Genomic DNA, 19,047 nt, shown 5'->3' with positions numbered 1-19,047 from the left:
CCGTAACTTGCGGGGCTATGCGGGATTCAGGAAGTCGCCGCCGTCTGACGTTGCTCACTGGGCAGCCGGAGGACGGAGATGCGCAAGGCCCCGGCGGCCCGGGGGGCAGCGGCCTGGCGGACGTGCAGGTGCTGCAGCGCCGGGCTGCCGCGCAGACACATGCCGTCGATGAGCAGGGCTTCTACCTGGACACGGTCTCCGAGTATCTGTGGGCCCGGGACGTCGCCGGACTGGCTCCCACCACCTTGGAGAAGCTGGTCAGGCCGGTGATGGAGCTGTGTTCCTTCTAGGACCTGGTGCCGTGGCGGCTCACGCCGCGGCATGTGGACCGGTTCTATGCCGGGCAACAACGTCGGCGGGCCCGTTCGACGGTGCGGAGCAAGCTGGTCAAGGTCGACAGCTACTTCGCGTTCCTGGAGCAGCGCTATGCCGGGGAGATCGCCCGGAGGTTCGGTGCGGTTGTCGAGTCGCCGGTCGATTCCTTCAACAGGCCGGTTCACCGTGGTGACTTCGGACTGCGGATCCCGCCGTCGCAACGAGCGCTGACGGAGTGCTTCACCAAGTGGCGGGCGTCGCTGCCGACGGCGCGCAAGTACCAGGTGGCCGTACGGGACTACGTGATGGCCAAGATCGCTTATGTCTCGGGAGTCCGTGCGAGCGAGTTGTGCGCGGTCCGTCTCGGGGACATTCACTGGGAGCTGGGGCAGTGGGGCCGGTTCGTCGTCCAGGGCAAGGGGGCCGGCGGGTCGGGCAAGCGCGAGAGGCAGGCCTACCTGTTCGCGGAGGGACGCGAGCTGCTGTGGTGGTACATCGAAGAGATCCGCGGCTTGTTCAGCGACGACGTCTCGGACCCGGCCGCGCCGCTGTTCCCTTCCGAGCGGCGGCCGCAGGCCCTGGCTGCCATGAATATCGCCGTGGGTATGCCGGTGCAGCCCGACGCGTTCCGCAAGGCGCTCAGGACTGCCGGCGAGCTCTACCTTCCGGGGCCGGTGACCTGCCTGATCCCTCATCTGCTGAGGCATGCGCGGGCGACTCATCTTTATGAGAGCGGCATGGCGCTCTGGGATGTCCAGAAGGTCCTTGGTCGTATCTGGGCCAGCACTACGGTCGGGTATCTCTCGACCGTTCAGGCGGACCCGGAGCTGGCCGCCCTGCAGTCAGCACGCCGGGCGGTGCGCCGGCTGAGCATGGAGGCATGAACGATGAAGTGGAATCTGCGGATGGTCGCCGCCCAGCGCGACATCTGGCGGCCGACGCAGCTGCAGACAGTCCTCGCCGGGGTGGGATTCACTCCCTCCCTGAGCAAGGTTGCGGCCTTGTGGAGCGGCAAGCCGGTCACGGTCCGGCTGGAGGACCTGGACAAGATCTGTGCGGCGCTGGACTGCACGGTCGCTGACCTGATGCAGGCCGAGCCGGAGTCCTACCTCGCCTCCCGGGAGCAGGGTGAACGCCAGGTGGCGGGGGCCAGGCCCGATCACGGCCCGGCGGTCCGGCCCGTTCCCGGCGCCGGCTGCGGCCTGCGCGGACTGCCGCCCAACTGAGATCCCCGACATGACGCACTGGCGCCAGGTGGTCTTCCGCTTCACCGATGAGCTGCCCATTCCCCATTCCCACTGGCGCCCGTGGTCACCGGAACCAAGGGTGCCTGCCGTCCGGGATGATCAACGGGTCTGCCCGGTGCAGGTGCCAGGCCAGCTGGCCTGGCCGGCCCCGCCCCGGACACTGACCGTGGAGCACGCACACCGGATCGCGGACCGCGCTTTCGTGGAACTGCCGGCTCTCTCTGCGGCGATCACGCAGATGGCGTCCGAGCGGGAGCTGAGCGATGCGTGGGAAAGGCTCGCTCTTCACATGGTCCGTCGCGCGCTCGCCGGCCGGGAACCGGGCCAGACCCTGGTGCGCGAGCAGGATATCGCGCAACTCCCGCAACTGCGCGGGCCGGTGGTTGAGCTGTTGCGCCGCACGCGGCTCCTGAGCCGGCGCCCCAACAGCTGGCATCTCGCCCTCCACCCCCACCAGCCTCCCGTCAGCTGTGAGCACTGCCTGTCCTGGTCCGGCACCACGTCGAGACTGTGCTCAGCCTGCAAGAACTGGCGGAAGTTCAACGAGCGGGGTGAGTGCCGGCGCTGCCACCGCATCCTCCCGCTGTCCCTGGGACGCTGTCGGCGCTGCCGCGTCGTCCAGTTGGAGCAGTCCCTGGCCGGCGCACCTGTTCCGGACCAGCTCTGGTTCGGCGGCGAGATCGACATCTACACGAACAAGATCGGCCGCGACCTCAACATTGCACGCCGCCACCAGGCCCAGCAGGCCAGGGCGGCCCGCCGCTACTGGCCCGAGCACCTGGTCGATCCCGCCCAGCTTGGACTCTTCCCCGTTCCGGCACGGGACTGGAAGAAGCTCCAGGACCCCGGGCTGCTGAAGATCAGCCCCGCGGCACAGGCGATCGTCGACGAACTCGACCAGCTCGCCCGAGCCCAGTCGTGGACCTCCGCGACCCGCAAGAAGAGCCTTCGCACCCTGCGCGTGCTGCTGGGCTGGCTCGGAACCCAGACCCCGATCCTCGAACGCGACGTTTACGCGGTCGGACGCATGACTCCGTACTACAACGCCGTCCATGTCGCCGGGTTCCTCCAGACCACGGGCCTTCTGGCCCTGGACTCACAAGCGATCGGAGCCGACGAAGCATCCGTTCATCGCTGGACGGCGCAGGCGCCGCCGCAGTTCCAGGCAGACCTCCAGGCCTGGGTGGCGGTGCTCCGGGGCAACGGCAAACGGCCCTCCCCGCCCATGCCCTGGAACACGGTCCGCGGCTACATGCTCAACGTCGTGGCCGTCCTGGACACCTGGAACCACTTCGCCTCGCTCAACGAAGTCACCGAGAAGGAGGCGAAGACAGCAGCCGTCAACTACTCCTACTTCACAGGGCTGCGGTCGCTCTTCAGAGCCTTGCGGCGCGAGCGCCGAATCTTCCGAGACCCAGCGCGGAACGTGCACCTCAAGGCACCCGTCAGAGTCCCCCGCGCTATCCCTTCGGACCGGCTCAGGGGGCTCCTGGACCATGTTCCTGGCACCAAGGACAAACTCGCCCTCGTCCTGATCGCCGTCTATGCCATCCGCCCCAAGCAGGTCGCAGAAATCCGCATCGACGAACTCAACCGATCGACCGGACGCCTGCGGATCCGCAGACCCCACAGGGCCGACCACGAGGTCTGCCTGGACGAGTTCGCTCTCCGGCTCGTCAAGGACTGGCTGGTCGAACGTCACCACCGGTGGCCGCACAGCACCAACCCCTACCTGTTCGTCAGCCCCATCACGGCCATGCACGTCGACCGGCCCGCGGTCACCGCCTCCAACTTCCAGACCTTGCGGGACCGGATCGGGATCAATCCCACACAACTTCGACAGGACCGATTCCTCGACGAGGCCCGCGAGACCGCGGACCCGATCCGGCTGATGCGCCTGTTCGGAATCACCTCCCACACCGCGATCTACTACGTCCGCGCCGCCCATCCCGAGCGCTTCACCATCGATCCCACGCAGGCCTAGCGGACGCTGGACGAGATCCATCCTTCGTTGTCACGGTGGCGGTCCAGCCCCACGGCCTCGAACTCGTCCTCACCCAGGCTCCTTCGCGCGCCCAGCCGCCCCAGGGCCTGGGAAATCGGGCTGACTGTTCGGGAGAACCACTTCTTCGCTGGGACATCCAGCGGCCCCAGCACCAGTGCCCCGTCAGCCCAGACGGCGGCTCGTTGCTCGCCGACGCCACCGAAGTACTCGGCCTCCACATAGGCAACCGGCCCTGAGACCGACCACTGAGCGAGCAGTCGATCGAAGCCACCCGGCAGCCGCCAAAACCCAAGATCCCCTGAGGAGCTGCCGTCCGTGACGCCGTCGAAGACCTCATCCGTCATCGGCATCAGCGACAGGCCCTGCCGAAGGGGCGCCACTCGGGCTCCCAGAACGTCCCGTGCCGCGGCACTCAGCAGCTCGTCCCCTGCGATCACCGCCTGCAATACGTAACCCACCCCAGCCCCCTCCCCAACCGATTGGAGCCTCATCTTGCCCGACGCGTCGCGCACGAACCCGAGGGCCTCTCACTACAGAACCCACGACCCGCCAGCGATTTCCTGCCACGACTACCACCAGATTCTGCGAACCCGCTGGTTTCGTGCCGGCGCCCCGGGCGGGCGCCGGCACGGTTCCTGACCGGTTGTCAGTGGCGGGTGCCACGATCGGCCCATGAGCTTCTTCGAAGGGCTGATCGTGCCGGACCCGCCACGGGCGGCCGAACCGGAGGAATGGCACCTCGGTGCCTACGAACCACCGGCGGTCGAGGGCCATCCGCCCTCGGACTGGTTCGTCCCGGCCCGGATCCCGCAGACCGTGGTGGTGGGGTCCGGGCCCGACACCCGGATCGTGCTGACCGGCTGGGAGGTGTGGCCCCGGTCGCTGGTGATCGGGGTCGAGGTGTTCCGGCGCCGCGTCGCCCGGGACGGCCTCCGCGGGCCGGGCCACCCCCGGCCCGGCGCCGACGGGCTGCGCTTCGGCCTGCTGCTGGCGGACGGGCGCCGCGTCACCACCCTGGACGGGGCGGCCTGGCCGGCGCCCCCGCCCACGGACGCGGGGCCCAGACCCGTCCTCACCGCGCTCGGCGGTTCCGGCGGCACCTTCCACCAGCGGGTGGACCTGCACCTGTCGCAACTGCCGCCGGACGGCGAGCTGCTCCTGGTGACCGAATGGCCCGCCGAGGGCGTCCCCGAGACGCGGACCGTCTTCGACGCCACGAGGCTGCGGGCCGCGGCCGCCGGGGTGGTCGAGGTCTGGCCCGGACGCCAGCCGCAGGCCGCCGTGCGGGACGGGGAGCACCCGGGGTCCCTCGGCGCCGAAGCCGCCCCCTCCTGTTCCCGGGCTCCATCGGACCCCCAGCCCAAGCCCCACCCCACCGCTCTCCGGCCCGCGCCCATCGCCGGCCGTGCCGACTGGCAGGGGATGGGGTACGACGGCTGGGGTGACCCGGAGCTGATCCGCTCCCGGCTCGCCGCCGGGGCGGACCCGCAGGACCCCGTGGAGAGGCCGCTGCACCGGGTGGCCGGGCGGGGCGCCGAGGAGTCGGTCACCGAACTGGCCCGCCTGGCCGGGGACGTCGACGCGCTCGACGAGGAGGGCAGGACGCCGCTCTGGGAGGCGGTGGCCCGCGGCCGGGCCGACAACGCCGCGGCACTGCTGGCGGCCGGGGCCGACGCCTGGACGCCCCGCGTCGCGGGCCGCTCGCCCGGGAGCCTCGCGCTCACCACCGAGCTGGCCCCGCTCTTCGCGGACCTGCCGGGTGCGGTGCGCCCGGACCCCGAGCGGGTGGCGGCGCAGCGGGCGGCCGACGAGCAGGCCCGGGTGTTCCGGGGCGTGCACACCGAGGGGCTCGCGGTCGCCTTCGTCGCCGGGGTGGACGAGGAGGAGGTGATCCGCCGGCTGGGGGCCGACCCGGCCCGCGTCCCGGTCCTGGACCTGGACGCGGAGCCCGGACCGTACGGGACGGGCCCCGACGGCTTCGACCCGTACGGCCCGCAGGCCGGGTGGTTCCTCGGGGTGAGCGGGGTGCCGGACGGCTGCCTCCTGACGCATCCGGGCGGGCACCTGGCGGCCTCGCCCGCCGTCCTGGCCGCGGTGTCGCCGGGCGGACGCGCGTACGGGGTCTACTTCAACCCGAAGGGCGGCACGTTCGGGTCCCTGTCCGTGGACGGCGGCGCCGTGCACCACGAGGAGATCGGCCTCATTGCCCGGGCGGACTCGCCGGAGGAGTTCTGGCTGCACCGCTTCTGGCAGTGGGGCCCGTACGGGGACATGTACGGGACGGGCTCCCTCGCCTACGCCTGCGACCGCGCGGGCCTGCCCATCACCGACCCGGGCCCCCTGCTCGGCCCGCCGCGCCGTTGGGTGGAACTCCCCACGGACAGCCCGTTGCGCGACTGAGCCCACGTCCGCCGAGGGGTGCCCGCGCGGGGCAACTCCCGACCCGGTCCGCACTGCACCGGGGAACCCCGGCCGACAGGGGGACTGTCGGCCGGGGCGGCGTTCGATGACTCAGCCCTCCGGCGAGAAGCACGCGCCGCACTCGACGTTCCGAGGCGCGGCCGTTTCGAGATCCACCATCAGAGTCACCCCGGATCCATGCGGGCAAACGCGGCGTGGACGCCCTCCGGGACGTCTCACAACCTGGTGCGAACCCCAGGTGGCCACTACTTCACGGAACCGAGGATCGACCCACACGCGGGGCCCTTGGGAACCTTCACTCACCGCAACTCCTTCCTTCCGGAACGTAGGCGACTGTAGTGGGATCGGGCCACGCGGGTCAGGCCGCGGGCGGGGCGGCGCAGGCGGATCCACCCTCCGTGCACTCGCTGTGCATGCAGTCCCCGGCGTGGATCTCCGTGTCGGCCAGGAGCCCCCACAGGTACGCGTCCGGCTCGTAGCCGGCCTCCCTGATCGCGTCCATCGTGTGGGTCGGCGTGTCGGCGTCGCGCCGCAACGTGTCCGGGCCCTCCGGGCGGTGGTCGACGAAGCGGCCGCCCGCCGTGCCCAGCTCCCGGTACATGGCCGTGTGGAGGATGAGGGCGTGCCATCCGAGGTCGACCAGCTTGGACGGTCGCAGGTGCCGTCCCGTGGCCCGGGTCGCGGCGGCCACGAACTTCAGAGCCTCCTCGACGATGTGGACGGCGAGTGCCTCCTCGACGCCGTCGTTGTCGCGCTGTACGAGGTGGACACCACCCGGGCGAACGCTTCCTCAGAGAGGAGGTGGTGGGCGAACGGCTTCAGGGCGGTGGGCGTGGTCATGCTGCTGTCCTTTCGGTTGGACGGGATGCGGGTGTGTGACCGGCCGCGGGCGCCAAGGGTGTGGGGCTCGTGGCGCCCGCGGCCGGGATCAGCGGGTACCGACGACGATGACGGCCAGGGCGCCGAGCAGGATCACGACGTACAGCAGTTGCCGCAGGCGCTCGGTCACCGAACCCGGCTCGACTGTTGATCGACAGCCGCGAGCATGTTCCGCAGGATGCGGGCCAGGACACGCGCGTGGTTCCAGGCCGCGTGGTCACCCCGCCCCGTCGGGCCGGCGTCGACGAAGTACGACCACTCGGTGAGGGCCGCGTGGGCGCGCTCCGTCCGCCGGCCGTGTGGGGTGGCGGAGACCAGGGCGTGCAGGGCCTGCCCGCTCGCGACCAAGTCGGCGGTGAGACGGGCGACGCCCTCGGCGCCCGGCCGTTGCGAGTAGGGGGCCAGTGCCTGCCCGATGAGCTTCTCGATCTGTGCTTCGCCGGAATTCATGGGGTGCTCCCTACCGTCATCAGCGGGTGGTGAGAGACACCATGCACCCGTAGAAGTCCCATTACGAGGACCTTGGAGCGGCCTTTTGTGGTCCTCTGATAGGGCTTTGGGGTCCCTTTTCCGTGAACTCTGGCAGTCAAGAGGGCTCCCTGAGACAGTAGGTCAGGACACCTACGTACTATGGGAGTTGGAATGAGCCGACCTACCGGAAACGCCCGGTTCAAAGCAGCCCGCCAAGCCGCCGGCTACCGGACCCAGCAGGAACTCGTGGATGCCCTCGCGGCCCGCGGATTCCACATCGGACTACGGCAGGCTCGCCGCTACGAGGGTGCGAATCCGCCCCTTCCGAACCCAGAAGTACGGCAAGCCCTCGTCGACCTACTCGGCCTGCCCCTCGACGAACTCGGCTTCAACGTGCCTCCCGGCACCGGGCCTCAGGTCACCGCCAGCCTCATCGCGCCCGCGAACCGAGGCCCACTCCGTACGTCCAGCGCACCACAGCCCGCCACCGCCGGGGTCGACTTCCTCGCGGTCACCCGCGCTCATCGCCGGCTGTACTGGACCGTCGCCCCGGCGATGCTGCACCCGGCCGCCGCCGCGCACGCCACCCTCGGCGGACAACTCCTCGACGCGACCACAGGCCGTACCCGACAGACCCTTGCCGCCGCCCTCGCGGAGAGCTGGCTTCTGGCGGGCCGCATCGAGTTCTTCGACCTTCGCGAACCCGATCGTGCCGGCGACACCTGGGTTCGTGCACTCCAGGCGGCCGGAGAGGCCGACGATGCGCTGCTCGGTGCTGCGATCCTCGCCCACATGGCCTTCATTCCCGGGTGGGCTGGGCAGCGCACCGCGGCGACGGAGCGCATGACCGCAGCCCGCACCTACGCGCGCCGCGGGCAGGCCAACGGCCACGTCATCGCCTGGCTCGACGCCGTAGAGGCCGAGTGCGCCACCCGCTGCGGAGACACGCGGGCCGCCCTCAACCTCATCGCGCACGGCGAGACCGTCGTCGAGGACACTGCCGGCCAGCCGACCCCCGAGTGGATGGACTGGTTCAGTTCGATCCGGCTCGCCGCCTTCAAGGGCAACGTCCAACTGACCGCCGGACACCTGCCGCAAGCCCGCGAGACGCTGCTGCACGTGCTCGACGAGCTTCCCGGGGACGCTGACAAGCAGCGCACGGTCATCCTCGGCGACCTCGGCGCGGTCGAGGCTGCTGCCAGGAATCCGGAGGAGGCGGCGCAGTACGCCCTTCGCGCGCTGGAACTGCTGGAGGCACACTGGTATGCCACCGGACTGGAGCGGGTCCGCGAGGTGCGGCGCGCGCTCGGCCCGTGGGAGCACGAGCAGTACGTCCGCGACCTCGATGACCGGCTGTACGGCTGGGGTGCGGTGGTCAGCGCTCTCGCGTGTTGAACTCGGCGATCCGGGGCGACAGTTCGGCGAGACTCTCGATGCGGAAGGTCGGCAGCTCGCGGGCCTCGACGCTGTCCCACTGGATCGTGGCCCACGGGCCCCGCCGGACGAGCGCGGTGTGCATTCCCGCGGCGGCGCCGGGGCGCAGGTCGTTGTCGACCCGGTCACCGACGTAGAGGATCTCCGACGGCTCGGCCGGGACGACGGCGGCGACGCGCTCGAAGAACTCGGGGTCCGGCTTCGAGGCGCCCCAGTCATCCGAGGTGCCGATCAGGTCCACGTCCTTCGTGAACAGCTCGCGCAGCAGCCCGCCGGCGCGAACCGTCTGGTTCCCTGCGATGGCGAGCCACAGGCCGTCCGCACGGAGCCGGGCGAGGGTGGGCCGCACGTCGGGGTAGAGGTCGTCCTCGCCGAACCACTCGGGCTTGCCGGCGGCGGCCCGCGCTTCGCGCTGCTCGGTGAGGTCGAATCCCGGCCGGAACTCCTGGAACACATCCCGGTAGTCGCGTCCCTGGGCGATGACCGCCCCGAACACGGCCGCGAACGTGTGCCTCGGGACGCCGAGCCAGTCCGCCCAGGTGCCGTACTCCCGGGTCTCGTCCACCAGGCACTCACCGACGTCGAAGACCACAGCGCGAATCGTCATGCGGGCCAGCCTAGTGACGGCCCCGGACGCTCGACAGAGCCCCCTCCCGCCCGGAGGCGCGAGGGGGCTTCGGGGTCAGGAGCCGATGAGCGGGTAGTGGTCCGAGAGGTTGCTGTAGGTGTAGGAGGTGCCCCAGCTGGAGACCGTCCAGGGGGCCGACTGCTCCTTGACCACGTTGTTGTTCCAGTTCGCCGGGCGGGCGTTGCCCTTGCGGTACAGGACGTAGTCCAGGTCCTCGCGGGGGTCCGTCGGGTAGCGGTAGTTCGCGATCGAGTTGAGCGCCGTGTCGAAGGAGTACGGGTGACCCGTGCGGCTGTCGGCGCCGGCCAGGTCGGCGTTGGCGAGCATGCTCGCGTACTCGGGGCTGCGCGAGTCGACGTTCATGTCGCCGGTCACTATCACCTGCTCGGCCGCCGGGATGTTCTTGGCGTCCAGGAAGGCGTCGATCGCCCGGAACTGCCGGGCGCGCATCTCCGCCGCCTCGCCCGCGCCGCAGCCCGGGTCGGTGGACTGGGCGTGGGTGCCGACCACGTGCACCCTGGTGCCGTTGACGTCCAGCACCACGTAGGCGAAGCCCTTGTTGGACCACCAGTCGGCGCCGCAGGCGTCCTTGTAGACCACCTGCTCCTTGCGGACGATCGGCCACTTGCTCAGGACCGTGACGCCGCCGTCCTCCGGGGTGGTGGAGGAGTAGGAGCCGCCCGTCGCGTCCCAGCCGCTCTTGCTGCGGCCCACGACGGGGGTCTGGTACGGGTACTGCGCGGCCGCGTCCGCCTTCAGGGCGTCCGAGGCGCCGTTGTCGAAGGCCTCCTGGAGGACCACCACGTCGTGCCCCTGGAAGAAGGAGGCCTTGGGGATCTCCGAAGCCCGGTGGTCCTGGCCCCAGTTCGGGTACAGGTTCTTGCTCATCAGGAACGTGTTGTACGTCAGGACGCTGAGCCGGGGGGTCGCGCCGGTCTCGGCGGCGGTGGCCGCGGGGGCGGTGGTGAGGGCCAGCGTGCCGGCGGCGATCGCCGCGACGGCCGTGGCGGCGGCCCGGGTGCGGCGGTGCGAGGTGTGCAGCATGAAGGTCTCCGTCATTCCTGCGGGGGAAGATCGACGCCGTCATCCAAGCAGCCGCGGTTACTTCGGGGTAACACCTGCGACAAGACTTTCTGTCCGGGCCACGACAACGTGGGGCCGGGTGCGGGCGGGCGGGCCGCCGGCCCCGCGGCGGCGATACTGGAGGAAGAACCACGCACGAATGCCGGGGGAACACGGATGACCACACACGCCAGGGAAACGGCCGCGGGCCCTCGGAGCGACCCCGAGCCGCCCCCGCCCGGCGGGGTGCTGTGGACCACCGCCGGGGACATCCGGTCCCTGCTGACCCTGCCCGCCGCCTTCACCCTCCAGGTCGCCCACCCGGCCGTCGGCGCCGGCGTCGACCAGTACTCCGTCTTCCGCACCGACCCCTGGGGACGCGGCGAGCGCTCCCTGCGCTCCGTCCAGCTGTGGGTGTACGGCGGGGACGAGGCCGCCGCGGAGGGCCGCCGGGTGCGCCGGCTGCACAAGGAGATCCGGGGCACCGACACCCGGGGGCGCCGCTACCACTCCCTCGACCCGGCCTGCTACGCCTGGGTGCACGCCACCGGCTTCCCCGTGGCCCTGCACTCCGGCCGGTACCTCTTCCGCCGCATCACCCCCGCCCAGGAGCGCCTGCTCTACCGCGAGTGGCTCCAGGTGGGCCGGATCCTCGGGCTCCGCGACCGGGACATGCCCCAGACGGTCGAGGAGTTCTGGCCGTACTACCGGCGGATGCTGGCCGAGGAGATCGAGCCCACCAAAGTGGCCCGCGAACTGCTCGCCACCGACACCGACCTGCCCCGCCCCGAGGTCGCCTCCCCGGCCCTGCGGCTGCTGCTGCGGGTCACCTGGCCGCTGCTGCGCACCGCGTACCTGCGTTTCCGGGCCTTCGTCACCGTCGGGTACATGCCGCCCGACGCGCGGGCCGTCCTCGGCCTGGAGTGGACCCCCGCCCAGGAGCGCGCGCTGCGGCGGATGAGCACGGCCCTGCGGATCCTCGTACCGTTGCTGCCCGAGCGGCTGCGCTACCTGCCGCTGGCCCGCACCGCCCGCGCACGACGGCGCGCCGGCACCCGCTGAGGGGCACCGGCGCGCTCGTCCGCGGGCCGGATCAGTGCTCGTGGAGGTTGTTCGTCGCGGCGATCTTCTTCCAGGACTTCGGCTCCGCGGCGGGCTTGGCCGGGGCCTGGGTACGGGCGCCCGCACCCTTGGCTGCCGCGGTCGGCGGGGCGAAGGCGGGCTTGCCCGGGGTGTACAGCCAGGTCTCGAAGAGCTGGGCGAGCGGCTTGCCCGAGATCTTCTCCGCGTACCGGACGAAGTCCCCGACCTTGGCGTTCCCGTAGGCGCGCTCGGTCGGCCAGCCCTTGAGGATCTGGAAGAACTTCTCGTCGCCGATCTCGTTGCGCAGCGCCTGGATCGCGATGGCACCACGGTCGTACACGGCCCCGTGGAACTGGTTCTCCGCACCCGGGTCACCCGGCTTGACCTGCCAGAACGGGTCCTCGGCCGGACGGGAGGCGTACGTCCAGTCGGCGAGCTCCTGCGCGGTGCCCTCGCCCTCCTTCTCCGACCACAGCCACTGGCTGTAGCGGGCGAAGCCCTCGTTGACCCAGATGTCCTTCCAGTTGTCGACCGACACGCTGTCGCCGTACCACTGGTGGGCCAGCTCGTGCACGACCACCGAGACGTTCGCCCCGTTGGCGAACTGGCGCGGGCTGTAGAACGGCCGCGTCTGCGTCTCCAGCGCGAAACCGGAGGGCACGTTCGGGACGTAGCCGCCGAGCGCGTTGAACGGGTACGGGCCGAAGACCCCCTCCAGCCACTCCGCGACCTCGGTGGTCCGCTCCACGCTCGCGCGCGCCGCGCCCGCGTTGTCGCCGAGGTCCTTGCTGTACGCGTTCAGGACGGGCAGGCCGCTCGCGGTCTTGTCGGTGGTGATGTCGAACTTGCCGACCGCGAGGGTGGCCAGGTAGGTGGCCTGCGGCTTGTTGGAACGCCAGTTGTACCGGGTCCAGCCCAGCCGGGAGCTCTGCGACTGGAGCACGCCGTTGCTGATGGCCTGGGTGCCGTCCGGGACGTTGACCGAGACGTCGAAGGTGGCCTTGTCCAGCGGGTGGTCGTTGCTCGGGAACCACCAGGCCGCCGAGTCGGGCTCCTGCGCGGCGATGCCGCCGTCCGGGGTGCGCTGCCAGGCGGACCAGCCGTCGACCTTGTACTCCGAGGGCTTGCCGGAGTACTTGACGACGACGGAGGCCTCCTTCCCCTTCTGCAGCGGCTGGGCCGGGGTGACCTCCAGCTCCTGGGTCCCGGAGGTGGCGAACTTCGCCTTGACGCCGTTGACTCGGATCTCGCTGACCTTGAGGCCGAAGTCCAGGTTGAAGCGGGACAGGTCCTGCTTGGCGGTGGCCAGGAGGGTGGCCGTGCCCTCCAGGAGATCGGTCTTCGGCTGGTACTGCAGGCGCAGGTCGTAGTGGGAGACGTCGTACCCGCCGTTCCCGCTGGCCGGGTAGTACGAGTCGCCGATACCCGGGGCACCCGGACCGGCACTGGCCGCCGACGCCGGGATCACCAGCAGCAGGGAGGCGGCGAGCACGCTCGGGGCGATGACTTTGCGGTGCACGAAGAGCTCCAAGGGGTAGGGGAGGCAGATCGGTTCGGGTCTGGTCGTCCGACCGTATTCACCCCTGGCCGCTCAGGTCATGTCCATGGCCCCTGGTGTCACACGATCGCCATCCGGCCGCAAGGAAGCCGTGGCCGATGGCCCGGCCGGACGGGCACCGGTACATCGAAATCCGGACACGGTGGGGGCTCCGCCACACGGATGGCGGGAGCTCGTCGAACGGTCCGGCGCCGCCCCGGTGCGGTCTGGTACGGGGGCACGCGCACCAGGCCGCCCCGGCCGGCGGAGGCGGCCGGGGGTGTGCCCGGGGGCGACTTCCGGTCGGCCGACCGCTCCTGTCGTACCGTCACCGGCCGGGAACACATTGGCCGAATTTCGGCAGTCGACCCCGGTCGAGGGCGAACCGGTTGCCGCGCGCTCACGGCACGGCACGGCACGGCAGGGCTCGGCGGGCTCGGCGTCGGGTAGCCCCCGCCGACCGCCCCGGTGCTGCCGTGCATCCCGTCGGCGCGGGGGCCCGGGGGCACCCCGCGCCCCGGTGGGCGGGGGCCGGGGGGTACCCCGCATACTGAGCAGTCGGTAACCTGCGGCGCATGACGCTTCCTCCGCACGCCGCCCGGCACTGCTGGCACGCCGCGATCAACCCCCTGCACGCCACGATCTACTTCTCGCCCGACCTCACCACCGAGTTCGCGGCCCTCGGCGTCACCCACCGGGTCGCCGTCAACCTCGCCAGCCGCTCCGCCGCCCTGGGCGCCGTCGGACCCGGAGCGGTGACCGCGACCTTCTACAACTACCGCCACGACTACGTCACCGCGCACCTCCCCGCGGTCTGGGACACCATCACCCCGGAGCAGGCCCTCGCCGCCCGGCTGCGCGCCGCCGACACCACCCTGCGCCGCCTCCTCGGCCCCGAGGCCATCGCCTCCCCCGAACTCGCCGAAGCCGCCGACCTCGCGATGCGCGCCACGGAGGGCTGCATCCGCTCCGGCCGCACCCTCTACGCCGCCCACGCCGACCTCCCCGTCCCCGAGGAGCCGCACCTGCGCCTGTGGCACGCCACCACCCTGCTGCGCGAGCACCGGGGCGACGGTCACGTGGCCGCGCTGCTCCTCACCGGCCTCGACCCCGTGGAGGCCCTGGTCAGCCACGCCGCGACCGGCCGCGGCATGACCCCGAAGTGGGACAAGGCCATCCGGGGCTGGGAGCAGGACGACCTCGACGCCGCGGCCGCCCGGCTGCGCGCCCGCGGGGTCCTCGACGCCGACGGCGAGCTCACCGACGAGGGCACCGCCCTGCGCGAGCGGCTGGAGGCCGAGACCGACCGCCTCGACGCGGCCCCGTACGAGCACCTCGGCGCGGACGGCCTCGCCCGGCTCCACGAACTGGGCGGCGGATTCGTCCGCCGGGCCGTCGGCGCGGGCGCCTTCCCGCGCGACCTCACCGGAAAGGCCTGAGGGGCTCCCGCCGTCCGTCACCGCCACCTGCCACAATTGGCAGCCTTCCACGCAAACGAAGGCAGGCGGGACCGCACAGTGACGATGTCCATCGAAGGCAGGATCGCCGAGGAGCTCGGCGTACGGGAACGGCAGGTCAAGGCCGCCGTCGAGCTGCTCGACGGCGGCTCCACCGTGCCCTTCATCGCTCGCTACCGCAAGGAAGCGACCGAGATGCTCGACGACGCCCAGCTGCGCACCCTGGAGGAGCGGCTGCGCTACCTGCGCGAACTGGAGGACCGCCGCACGGCGATCCTCGACTCCGTGCGCGAGCAGGGCAAGCTCGACGCCGAACTGGAGGCCCGGATCCACGCGGCCGACACCAAGGCCCGGCTGGAGGACATCTACCTGCCCTTCAAGCCCAAGCGCCGCACCAAGGCCCAGATCGCCCGCGAGGCCGGCCTGGAGCCGCTGGCCGAGGGCCTGCTGGCGGACCCCTCCGTCGAACCGGCGGTGGCCGCCGCGGCGTTCGTCGACGCCGACAGGGGCGTCGCCGACGCGGCGGCCGCCCTGGAGGGCGCCCGCGCCGTCCTCACCGAGAAGTTCGCAGAGGACGCCGACCTGATCGGCGACCTGCGCGAGCGCATGTGGACCCGCGGCCGGCTCGCCGCGAAGGTCCGCGACGGCCAGGAGGAGGCCGGCGCGAAGTTCGCCGACTACTTCGACTTCGCCGAGCCCTTCACCGCCCTCCCCTCCCACCGGGTCCTCGCCATGCTCCGCGGCGAGAAGGAGGACGTGCTCACCCTCGACCTGGAGCCCGAGCCGCCGGCCGACACCCCCGGCCCGTCCACGTACGAGGGCCTGATCGCCCGCCGCTTCGGCGTCGCCGACCGCGACCGCCCCGGCGACAAGTGGCTGGCCGACACCGTCCGCTGGGCCTGGCGCACCAAGATCCAGGTCCACCTGGGCATCGACCTGCGCACGCGGCTGCGCGCCGCCGCCGAGGACGAGGCCGTACGGGTCTTCGCCGCCAACCTGCGCGACCTGCTGCTCGCCGCACCGGCCGGGACCCGCGCCACCCTCGGCCTGGACCCGGGCTTCCGCACCGGCGTCAAGGTGGCCGTCGTCGACGCGACCGGCAAGGTCGTGGCCACGGACGTGATCCACCCGCACGTTCCCGCCAACAAGTGGGACGCCTCCCTCGCCACCCTGGCCCGCCTCGCGAAGGAGCACGCGGTCGAGCTGGTCGCCATCGGCAACGGCACGGCCTCCCGCGAGACCGACAAGCTGGCCGGGGACCTCATCGCCCGTCACCCGGAGCTGGGGCTCACCAAGGTGATGGTCTCCGAGGCGGGCGCCTCCGTGTACTCCGCCTCCGCCTTCGCCTCGCAGGAACTCCCCGGCATGGACGTGTCGTTGCGCGGTGCGGTGTCCATCGCCCGCCGCCTCCAGGACCCGCTCGCCGAACTGGTCAAGATCGACCCGAAGTCGATCGGAGTGGGCCAGTACCAGCACGACCTGTCCGAGATGAAGCTGTCCCGCTCCCTCGACGCGGTCGTCGAGGACTGCGTGAACGGCGTCGGCGTGGACGTGAACACCGCCTCCGCGCCGCTGCTCTCCCGCGTGTCGGGCATCAGCGGCACCCTCGCCGAGAACATCGTGGCCCACCGCGACGCCAACGGCCCCTTCCGCAGCCGCCGGGGCCTCAAGGACGTGGCCCGCCTGGGCCCGAAGGCGTACGAGCAGTGCGCGGGCTTCCTGCGCATCCGTGACGGGGACGACCCGCTGGACTCCTCCAGCGTGCACCCCGAGGCCTACCCCGTGGTCCGGGCGATGGGCAAGACGGCGGGCGCCGAGGTGGCCGCCCTGATCGGCAACTCCACCGTCCTGCGGTCCCTGCGGCCGGAGCAGTTCGTCACGGAGGCCTTCGGCCTGCCGACCATCGGCGACATCCTGCGCGAGCTGGAGAAGCCGGGCCGCGACCCGCGCCCCGCCTTCAAGACGGCCACCTTCAAGGAGGGCGTGGAGAAGATCGGCGACCTGGCTCCCGGGATGATCCTGGAAGGGGTGGTCACCAATGTGGCCGCCTTCGGCGCCTTCATCGACATCGGCGTCCACCAGGACGGGCTGGCGCACGTGTCGGCCCTGTCGAAGACCTTCGTCAAGGACCCGCGGGACGTCGTGAAGCCGGGCGACATCGTCCGGGTCAAGGTCATGGACGTGGACATCCCCCGCAAGCGGATCTCGCTCACGCTGCGGCTGGAGGACGAGGCCGAGCGGACGGCGGGCACCCCCCGCCCCCGTGAGGAACGCCAGGAGCGCCGCGGCGGTGGCCGGCCCCCGCAGCAGCGCGGCCAGGGCCAGAGCCAGCGGCAGGGCGAGGGCCAGGGACAGAAGCAGGGCCTGGGCCAGGGCCAGCGGCAGGGCGAGGGCCAGGGCCGGCGCGGCCAGAGCGGCCAGGGAAGCCGGCCGCAGGGCGGCCAGGGCGGCGGTCAGCGTTCCGGCGCGCCCGCCCCCGCCAACAGCGCCATGGCCGACGCCCTGCGCCGCGCCGGTCTCACCGGCCCGGACGACCGTCGGGGGCGCTCGTAGGACCGCGATCGGAAGGAATGGCTCCGGCAGACCGGCAAGAGTGGCCGGATAGGTACCTCACCGGGGAACGCGCCTTGCCAATCCCCGTAGTTGATCTGTAGGCATGGTGGAACGCCCGTTCGTCACCCGCGGACGGGCTTCCGCATTTCCGGCCTCGGGAACCGCCCTCCCGAGGCCGCCTCAAGGCACAGGACGCCATGTCGATGCCCACCCCCCACGCCTATCGACGCTGCCCGAGAAAGGGTCCGAAGAGGGAACACATGCCGCACCGGAACCCCAGCCTGCGCAAACGGTGCGAGACGATTCTCGGTCACATGGACCTGACGCGCCCGTTCTCCCTGGACACCCTGTGCGCACGCATCGCCGAACAGCGCGGCCGCCCGATCCGGCTGCACCCGCTGCCCCCGGAGGCCGCCGAATCCGGCGTCTGCGGACTGTGGGTGGGAACCGAGACCGTGGACTACGTCTTCTACGAGGCGCACACCACCCCCCTGCACCGGGAGCACATCGTGCTCCACGAGCTCGGCCACATCCTCTTCGGCCACCACTCCCTGGAAGGCCGGGAGACCGACGGCCGGGCCCCCGTGGTCCTCGGCCGCACCAACTACACCACCCGCCAGGAGCAGGAGGCGGAGATGCTCGCGAGCATGATCCGCATCCGCACCGCGGGCGCCGGCCACCCGCGCACGACCCCCGCACCCCGGGGAGCCCTCGCCCGCCTGGAATCCGCCATGGGGTACGAGCGGGGCCCGCGCGATGGCAGCTGACCTCGCCGCCCTCGGCGACTGGCTCGCCGTCCCCAGCGTGGTGTGCCTGTGGGCCGCCGTCCTGCTGCGCGCCCCCGGCGCCCTGCGCTCCCCGCAGCAGCGCGGACTGTGGTTCGCGGTCGCCACCGCGGCCGCCGCGATGACCCTGAACCTGCCCGCCGTCGTCACCTACGCCACGAGCCGGGAACCCGGCTACGCACACGCCGTCGGCCTCGTCCGCAACCTCATCGGCGTGCTGTCGGCGGGCACCGTGCTCTACTTCGTCGCCGCCGCCACCCGCGGCCGCAGGCTCCAGCTCGCCGCCTGGGCCGGCACCGCCCTCTGGCTGGGCGTCCTCGTGGCCCTGGACGGCGCCGCGCCCGGCCACGGCACGCACACCATCCCGCCCGCCGGACCGCCCGTGCCCTCGCTCGCGTACTGGCTCGTCATGATCTCCGCCCACCTCATCGCCAACACCGTCTGCGTGTACGTCTGCTGGCGCTACGGCCGGCGCGCCGAGAGCCGGGGCCTGGCGGCCGGGCTGCGGCTGTTCGGGCTGGGCACCGCACTGGCCGGCCTGTTCTGGTTCGCGTACCTGCTCAAGGCCCTGTTCGGCAGCACCTGGGCGATGCCCGCCCTGCCGCTGATGATGAACCTGCACGGCCTGCTGCGCGCCGCCGCGATCGTGGTGCCCACCCTGTTCACGCTGCGCCGCACCACCGCCGACACCGTCATCGCCTGGCGGCTGTGGCCCCTGTGGCGGGAGCTGGTCCAGGCCGTCCCGCACGTCGTCCTCTCCGAGCCCCGGACCGGCCGGGTCCTGGAGCTGCTCTGGCCGCCCGTACCGCGCAACCTGCTGGTCTACCGCAAGGTCATCGAGACCCGCGACGCGATCCTGATCCTCGGGGAGTACGTGCCCCCGGGCCTGCCGGAACGGGCCCGCCGCCACGTCGCCGGGAGCCTGGTCCCCGAACAGCGGCTCACGGCCGCCGCGCTGGCCTGCGTACTGAAGGAGGCGCGACGGGCGAAGCTCGCCGGTGGCTCCGGACAGCCCGGCCGGGCCACGGCCCTGGAACTCCCGGCCGCGATGCAGACCTTCGAGGAGGGCGGCGGACTGGAGGACGAGGCCAGGTTCCTGGTCGACGTCGCCCGCGCCTACGCCTCCCCCGAGACCACCGCCTTCACCACCGATCCGCACAGGAAGTGACG

At 71.8% G+C, this 19,047-nt stretch carries 18 protein-coding genes; 11 read left to right on the top strand and 7 right to left on the bottom strand.

The features are described 5' to 3' along the window. Positions 1-128: 128 nt before the first annotated feature. The 4 genes from ACZ5D2_RS08810 to ACZ5D2_RS08795 are packed head-to-tail and all read left to right on the top strand — an operon-like array spanning position 129 to position 3,546. A complete protein-coding gene (locus ACZ5D2_RS08810; RefSeq protein ID WP_468928243.1) occupies positions 129-290 on the top strand; it encodes a hypothetical protein in 162 nt (53 codons plus the stop codon). 33 nt (positions 291-323) lie between these two features. After that, positions 324-1,199: a tyrosine-type recombinase/integrase gene (locus ACZ5D2_RS08805; RefSeq protein ID WP_468928241.1), complete on the top strand. Its 876-nt coding sequence runs from the start codon at positions 324-326 to the stop codon at positions 1,197-1,199. Between the two features lie 3 nt (positions 1,200-1,202). Next, entirely contained in the window at positions 1,203-1,541 is a 339-nt protein-coding gene (locus ACZ5D2_RS08800) for a helix-turn-helix domain-containing protein (protein WP_468928238.1), read from the top strand. Between the two features lie 10 nt (positions 1,542-1,551). Continuing rightward, positions 1,552-3,546: a hypothetical protein gene (locus ACZ5D2_RS08795; protein ID WP_468928237.1), complete on the top strand. Its 1,995-nt coding sequence runs from the start codon at positions 1,552-1,554 to the stop codon at positions 3,544-3,546. Here the strand turns inward: ACZ5D2_RS08795 and ACZ5D2_RS08790 are convergent. Further along, entirely contained in the window at positions 3,543-4,025 is a 483-nt protein-coding gene (locus tag ACZ5D2_RS08790; RefSeq protein ID WP_468928236.1) for a hypothetical protein, read from the bottom strand. The two genes, ACZ5D2_RS08795 and ACZ5D2_RS08790, sit on opposite strands and share 4 nt — an antisense overlap. A 214-nt stretch (positions 4,026-4,239) precedes the next feature. Here ACZ5D2_RS08790 and ACZ5D2_RS08785 point away from each other — a divergent pair, with 214 nt between their 5' ends. Beyond that, positions 4,240-5,967: an ankyrin repeat domain-containing protein gene (locus ACZ5D2_RS08785; RefSeq protein ID WP_468928234.1), complete on the top strand. Its 1,728-nt coding sequence runs from the start codon at positions 4,240-4,242 to the stop codon at positions 5,965-5,967. 379 nt (positions 5,968-6,346) lie between these two features. On the opposite strand, the gene ACZ5D2_RS08780 is transcribed toward ACZ5D2_RS08785, so the two are convergent. The 3 genes from ACZ5D2_RS08780 to ACZ5D2_RS08770 form a co-directional block, all read right to left on the bottom strand. Next, positions 6,347-6,679 (bottom strand): glycine-rich domain-containing protein, encoded by a 333-nt coding sequence (locus tag ACZ5D2_RS08780; protein ID WP_468928233.1) that lies wholly within the window; start codon positions 6,677-6,679, stop codon positions 6,347-6,349. A gap of 5 nt (positions 6,680-6,684) precedes the next feature. After that, positions 6,685-6,828 (bottom strand): hypothetical protein, encoded by a 144-nt coding sequence (locus ACZ5D2_RS08775; protein ID WP_371675738.1) that lies wholly within the window; start codon positions 6,826-6,828, stop codon positions 6,685-6,687. 165 nt (positions 6,829-6,993) lie between these two features. Further along, the gene (locus ACZ5D2_RS08770; protein WP_468928230.1) at positions 6,994-7,317 is read right to left on the bottom strand and encodes a DUF6415 family natural product biosynthesis protein; all 324 of its coding nucleotides are present in this window, start codon (positions 7,315-7,317) and stop codon (positions 6,994-6,996) included. A 192-nt stretch (positions 7,318-7,509) separates the two neighbouring features. Between ACZ5D2_RS08770 and ACZ5D2_RS08765 the strand changes: the two genes are divergently transcribed. Beyond that, complete coding sequence (locus ACZ5D2_RS08765; protein ID WP_468928228.1) at positions 7,510-8,733, top strand: transcriptional regulator; 1,224 nt, start codon at positions 7,510-7,512, stop codon at positions 8,731-8,733. Here the strand turns inward: ACZ5D2_RS08765 and ACZ5D2_RS08760 are convergent. Further along, positions 8,714-9,379 carry an HAD family hydrolase gene (locus ACZ5D2_RS08760; protein ID WP_030224780.1) on the bottom strand — a complete coding sequence of 222 codons (666 nt, stop codon included), beginning with the start codon at positions 9,377-9,379 and terminating at the stop codon, positions 8,714-8,716. The genes ACZ5D2_RS08765 and ACZ5D2_RS08760 overlap by 20 nt on opposite strands. A 75-nt stretch (positions 9,380-9,454) precedes the next feature. Continuing rightward, positions 9,455-10,444 (bottom strand): sphingomyelin phosphodiesterase, encoded by a 990-nt coding sequence (sph, locus tag ACZ5D2_RS08755; protein ID WP_371681112.1) that lies wholly within the window; start codon positions 10,442-10,444, stop codon positions 9,455-9,457. A 195-nt stretch (positions 10,445-10,639) separates the two neighbouring features. Here sph and ACZ5D2_RS08750 point away from each other — a divergent pair, with 195 nt between their 5' ends. Further along, positions 10,640-11,524 (top strand): oxygenase MpaB family protein, encoded by an 885-nt coding sequence (locus ACZ5D2_RS08750; RefSeq protein ID WP_468928226.1) that lies wholly within the window; start codon positions 10,640-10,642, stop codon positions 11,522-11,524. A 31-nt stretch (positions 11,525-11,555) separates the two neighbouring features. On the opposite strand, the gene ACZ5D2_RS08745 is transcribed toward ACZ5D2_RS08750, so the two are convergent. After that, entirely contained in the window at positions 11,556-13,064 is a 1,509-nt protein-coding gene (locus ACZ5D2_RS08745) for a M1 family metallopeptidase (RefSeq protein ID WP_371675734.1), read from the bottom strand. A 593-nt stretch (positions 13,065-13,657) separates the two neighbouring features. Between ACZ5D2_RS08745 and ACZ5D2_RS08740 the strand changes: the two genes are divergently transcribed. The 4 genes from ACZ5D2_RS08740 (at position 13,658) to ACZ5D2_RS08725 (ending at position 19,045) form a co-directional block, all read left to right on the top strand. Next, a complete protein-coding gene (locus ACZ5D2_RS08740; protein WP_468928224.1) occupies positions 13,658-14,521 on the top strand; it encodes an SCO6745 family protein in 864 nt (287 codons plus the stop codon). A 78-nt stretch (positions 14,522-14,599) separates the two neighbouring features. Continuing rightward, the gene (locus ACZ5D2_RS08735) at positions 14,600-17,092 is read left to right on the top strand and encodes a Tex family protein (RefSeq protein ID WP_371675732.1); all 2,493 of its coding nucleotides are present in this window, start codon (positions 14,600-14,602) and stop codon (positions 17,090-17,092) included. Between the two features lie 314 nt (positions 17,093-17,406). After that, on the top strand, positions 17,407-17,859 hold the full coding sequence (locus ACZ5D2_RS08730; protein ID WP_371675731.1) for a M78 family metallopeptidase domain-containing protein: 453 nt from the start codon (positions 17,407-17,409) through the stop codon (positions 17,857-17,859). Continuing rightward, positions 17,849-19,045: an MAB_1171c family putative transporter gene (locus tag ACZ5D2_RS08725; protein ID WP_371675730.1), complete on the top strand. Its 1,197-nt coding sequence runs from the start codon at positions 17,849-17,851 to the stop codon at positions 19,043-19,045. The genes ACZ5D2_RS08730 and ACZ5D2_RS08725 overlap by 11 nt, the downstream gene beginning before the upstream one ends. Positions 19,046-19,047 lie beyond the last annotated feature (2 nt).

Source organism: Streptomyces sp. NPDC031479, from assembly GCF_055581065.1.
This window is presented reverse-complemented; position numbering and strand designations above follow the sequence as displayed.